Raw genomic sequence first — 5,254 nt, 5'->3', positions numbered from 1 at the left:
CAGCCACTGACGGCCATGCGCGGTAGTGGCTGAGCACGCGCCTTGTTCCCGTGTCCAACGAGTAAGCGAGGTTAGGTCATGTCGCCAGAGAATTTCATCGCCGATGAGGTCGGGGTGCCTGAGCGGATGCCGGCGTTACCGTTCCCTGCTAAGTCGGCGTGTCGACTAGGTCCAGAGTCCAGTTGAGTGCAGTGTGGTGATGTCGCGATGACTGGTCAGCAAACCAGTTTCGGGAGGCATGACTTTGACGGGTTGGCGAGTTTTCTGGATCTCGAATGCATCGATAGCTCAGGGTGTTCGACCACGGCTGCTGCGCGGCTGGGCTGATCTTGCAACACGCGAACGGTCGGTAGGTGTTCGCGCGGGTGATCCCATTTTTTTGTCGCCGGACCACCGGGTCGATGCGCGGCTGTCTGCCTACGTCCAGTCCAGGGTCTTCCGCGGTTACACGGCTGAGACACGCCGAAATCATGTGACGGACCTGCGCTTGTTCTTGACGTTTTTGTGGGGAAGAAGTGCGGGGTGGCGGCAGGCGACTCGGGAGGATGTCGAGGACTACGAGCATTGGCGCCGGTTCGCCGAATCCAATCCCTGTCGTATTGGCGGGGCGAAATGGGATCGTGAATTGTCTGCACTGGCAAGCTTTTACGCCTGGGCCACAGAATGCGGGCATGTGTCGTGCAGCCCGGTCGCGATGAGACGCGTGATCGCTCGTGACGGTGCTGTGGCCACGGTGCCTGCGGCACGGGCGAAGGATGCGCGCCGCAGTAATGTGCACTGGCTTACCCCTCGCAGCTGGCGGCGATGGATCGATGTCGGGCTACGCGGCTACACGTGCGACGGTGTGCCCGACCATGGCTGGGGTGGGCGTTTGGAGGACCGCAACGTCGCCTTTGTCCAGCTGTTGGTGACATCAGGTCTGCGGCGGGCCGAGGGCGGATCCCTTTTGACTGTTGAAGTTCCGACTCGTGAAGGGGATACGGGCAGGTACTGCCGAGGGCGAATCGCTGCCGAGGTCACCAGGGCGAAGAAACCGAGAACTTTCTACGTGGCTGCTGACGCCGTCGCTGAGGTGGAGACGTATTGCGATTCGTCACGCGCACTGGCCGTCCGCCGAGCGCAGCAGTCCAGGCGCTACGAACGCTTGGCGGAGCGTCGTGTGGTCACCGAGATCACCCGCGGTCTTAGCCCGATGGTGGTGTGGCAGTGTCCAGATGGCACCATCGTGCGGCGTGAATTCAACAGCCTGACTGTCAGTGAGCGCATGACCTTGTTCATCGAAGGTGAACATGGGCTTGAGCCGCTGTGGTTGTGGCTGAATGAACTGGGACTGCCGTTTCAGGTGCATTCTTGGGACGGCGTTTTCACCATGGCTAATCGTCGGTGCGAGGCGGTGCTCACTCCGCGGCAACGGCTCGGATTTGATCCGCACAAGGTCTATGCCCCTTATGCCACACCACATTCCGCGCGACACAGCTTCGCTCTCTACATGCTCGTGGTGCTCAACTCGTTGATGGATCAACGATACGGGCTCACGCCTGAGGATCGTCGGGACTTCCGCCATCTCTATGGTGATCCATGGTTCATGGTGCAAAACTTGCTCGGTCATGCCTGTAGGGAAACCACCGTTGAGCGTTACCTCGCACCGGTAGCTGATCTGCAACTGCGCTCCATGCTGGCCGACGCTGTCGACCCGGTGCCAGCGCCCGTGCCCGAACTGGACGCCGTATTCGCGCGTATCGCAGCCGAATCGGTGGGCATACAAGACATCGACGACTTCGGCGGGCCGGGGAGCAGCGCGTGAATGCGCGTGGTCGCCCGGCAGTTCTTCCTCCGCTCGATCACAGTCGACCACAGCCACTAGCAACCGACGGTCTGGTTGTTCACCACTACAACGGGCAGGGCCGGGTAAGGGACTACGACTTCACCACGCTGCCGGTCGATGAACCTTTGCAGCGGTCACTAGCTGCATTGTTCGCCCGCCGCTGCGTGCCGGGAACCTGGACTACCCATCGGACATCGCGCAGTATGTGGCGGCAAATCGTGCGGTTCGCCCAGTTCCTGGCCGAGCAACCAGAAAGCATTCGCGATCTCGATGACCTCAGCGCCGCCCTAGTCAGGCGTTGGCGCAACAGCATGGCAACGCTCAACGACAAACGCCCCTTCACTGAAGTCGCGCTGCTGTTGCACGAGGACCCGCGGCTACAGTGCGGTCCAGTGGCCGACGAACTTGTGCGCCGCATCAGACGAGCGCAAAGCGCCACTCAGTCTTACAGCCGCGACGAGTTTCAGGTGATCAAGGTTGCAGCCCGGCGGACTTTTCGCTCCGCGCTGGCGCGGATCGAACACAATGCTGAGCACTTGCACGGTTGGCAGCAAGGAGCATTCGTCGAAGGCAGCCCGGATTGGCTGATCGGCCACGCGCTAAGCGTTCTGGCCGATACGGGATCGATGCCCGAGTACACGATGAAGAACGCCAAAACCAAAGCGGGGGCGCATCTGCTCAAGAAGCGATATCACGGGCCGCTAGGTGGTACCAGGGCAGAGGTCACATGGCAGCGCTTGTTTTTGTCCAGGATGGAGGCGGCAGCGTTGGGGGTGCTGATGATGGCCGAATACGGGTGGAACCTGTCGGTCATCGACGGACTTGAGGTGCCTAAAGCATCACCGGATGCCGGCCACGATGGTCGCCCGACGTATCGGGTTGCGCTGGAAAAGCCCCGACGCGGCGCGGGGCGTTATCACGAGTCCAGAAATTTCACCGATGACGGTGCCGCCTCGGCGGGGCGGTTGATCACGCAGGCCCTGCAGGCGACTCGGTTTGCTCGCGTGTTGGTCGAGCAGGCAGCCCCTGGAACTGACCGGCTGATTGTTTGGCGCACCGGCAATCGTGGTCATGTGTGGGTGCGCGGAGACCGTCACCCTCCGGTGGGGAACTTCCGCTTTGGGGTGTCGTCTTTCGATGCAGCCGTATGGGCACAAGCCCAAGGATTGAGTGGCTCGCCGTTTCGTCGGGGTCGTCGAACCGTTGTCGCCCTCGGTCGCCGCGAGCCCACTCAACACTCCGAGCAAACCTTCGATCGCAGTTATGCCTTAGTGGACAAGCGTGTTCAGGCAGAGGCCGTCGAGGTGATAGCTGCGGGTGCCGAGGACGCTTGGGGTCGTGCCCAAAAGACGGTTCTTGTTGCGCAACTGCGCGACCGGCCGGCGGTGGGCGATGTCGAAACGGCGACAGCCGACTGTGCCGACCCCACGTCAAGCCCGTTTGCCAAGGGGCCCGACGAGGGCTGCACAGCCTCGTTTCTCATGTGTCTGGCGTGCCCAAACGCACACGTCCACCCAGGACACCACGCTCGGCTGGCGCACTTGCATCAGGCTTTAACGAATCTGCGCTCGGTGCTGCCCCCAAATACGTGGCACCGCGACTGGGCCCAGCATCATGGGCGCCTTGAAGAACTCAAGGTACGTCTGGGCGAACCGCTCTGGGCACAAGCGCTTTCACAACTAAGCGATGCTGACCGCGGCCTGGTCGATCAGCTGCTGCAGGGAGTTCTCGACACATGACCCTGGCTGCCGACGACGACCCATACCTGTTGCCGATGCCTGGTCCGCGCAGCCCGGTGGTGGCGCCGGATCTCGTGAAACCGATTCACGCTCATCTGAATCCGTGCTACAGCGACCCTGTGTGGTCGCTGGCTGCTCTGACGGAAAACCCCTCCGCGGTCCGGCCCAAGATCCACTGGCGAAACTGCCCGGCCGTGTTCGAGAACGAGCTACGCCTTGCCGTGTGGAACCTCATCAATGGGCAGTTGCGGCCCACCTTTGTCCGCAACCGCGGAACCAGGATGCGGACGCGCCCGTCGGTCCCGACGCTCATAACGACCGTGCGTCATTGGCTCGAGCTGGCCCAATGGCTCGACAATCGTGGTGTTCACGCCCTGGCCGACTGCGACACCAACATGCTTGAGGATTACGGCCGGCATCTGTTGACCGCCAAGGCCGAAGTGCGCTCCACTGCACTTCGGCGCCTGGTCGCATTGACCCGATTATGGGCGCTCGACCAAATCAGCCCCGCTCCAACTGGTATCGGGCGCCCGCCGTGGGAAACCGCCGGGGTCGATGATTACCTGCCAGCCCCAACTCCACTGGGTGGTGAGAATGCTGCTGCTCCGTTAGCTGAGGACACCGTGGGGCGGCTCGTGATATGGGCCATGCGCATGGTCAATGACCTGGCCGATGACATCCTTCGCGCGCATGCCGAACGTGAACGACTCATCAAGTCAATACCCGAGAGTGCGCGCCCGGAAGGTCGACAGGCAATGTGTGCCTACCTCGATGCGCTTCTGGAGTCCGGGGACCCGTTGCCTGTCCGTATCGAACAAGATCGGGTCACGCTCGTGGCCACCTACATTTGTGGTCGCAGCGGCGCCTCGAAGACTCAAATCAAGGAATATCCGCACCGCAAAAGACTATTGGCGGTCGCGGCGCAACGCCCATCGGCGTGTCCACTTGATATCTCGATCACCGGGCGCATCGACGGAACGCTGTGGCGCGAGGCGATCGACTACTTGGAAGTGTGGACGCTGTGGCGTCATCTGGGTACGGCGGCGTTTATCGTTTGTGCCTATCTCACTGGCATGCGCCCCAGCGAAGTGCTCGGATTGACAACCGGCTGTTGCCCCGACCCCGAGCCTGACGCTGAGGGCAGAACGGGGCGGTACCTGATCCGTGGCCGCGAGTACAAAACCGCAGTCGACGAACACGGCAATCACCTCTCCGCCGGCCTGGAACGCGATGCCCCATGGGTGGCAATCATCCCGGTCGTCAACGCCATTCGCGTCCTGGAAAAAATGGTTCCCTCAGGAGGGCTTCTGTTCGATTCATCGGCCCACGATCGACACAACCAGCCGACCGCCACGGGTTCAATGGTCCACAGGTCCATGCGCACCAGGATCGATGATTTCGTTGACTGGGCCAACGCGGAAGCCGCACGCCATAACCTGGCCAACGAAGCCATCCCGCCCGACCCGCACGGCAGGATAGGCCTCAAACGCTTCCGCCGTTCCCTGGCGTGGCATATCGCCCGACGACCAAATGGTCACGTTGCGCTGGCCATCCAATACGGGCATATGCGTTCGGCCGTCGTCGCCGGGCGATACGCCTCACGAGGCCGCGACGGTATCCACGACCTGCTCGACATCGAAACCGTCCGCGCCGTCGCCGATACCGTCGCCGACCTTCGCGACCACCTCGA

3 protein-coding genes are annotated in these 5,254 nt (G+C 62.1%); all 3 read left to right on the top strand.

Annotation, left to right across the window (positions count from 1 at the left end; translation table 11 throughout):
* The first annotated feature begins 238 nt into the window (after nt 1–238).
* Entirely contained in the window at nt 239–1,804 is a 1,566-nt protein-coding gene (locus EPN29_13980) for an integrase (GenBank protein TAN31035.1), read from the top strand.
* Nucleotides 1,805–2,043: 239 nt separating this feature from the next.
* The gene (locus tag EPN29_13975; protein TAN31034.1) at nt 2,044–3,564 is read left to right on the top strand and encodes a hypothetical protein; all 1,521 of its coding nucleotides are present in this window, start codon (nt 2,044–2,046) and stop codon (nt 3,562–3,564) included.
* On the top strand, nt 3,561–5,254 hold a 1,694-nt coding region (locus EPN29_13970; GenBank protein TAN31033.1), incomplete at its 3' end, for an integrase. The genes EPN29_13975 and EPN29_13970, both read left to right, overlap by 4 nt.

This window comes from bacterium, from assembly GCA_004299235.1.
Lineage (GTDB): Bacteria > Chloroflexota > Dormibacteria > Dormibacterales > Dormibacteraceae > SCQL01.
The sequence above is the reverse complement of the archived record's forward strand: the minus strand, read 5'-3'. Positions and strand labels throughout refer to the sequence as shown.

What these genes read in the sequence shown, in the direction of transcription:
- EPN29_13980 (TAN31035.1), top strand. Translation starts at nt 239, where the DNA reads ATGACTTTGACGGGTTGGCGAGTTTTCTGGATCTCGAATGCATCGATA.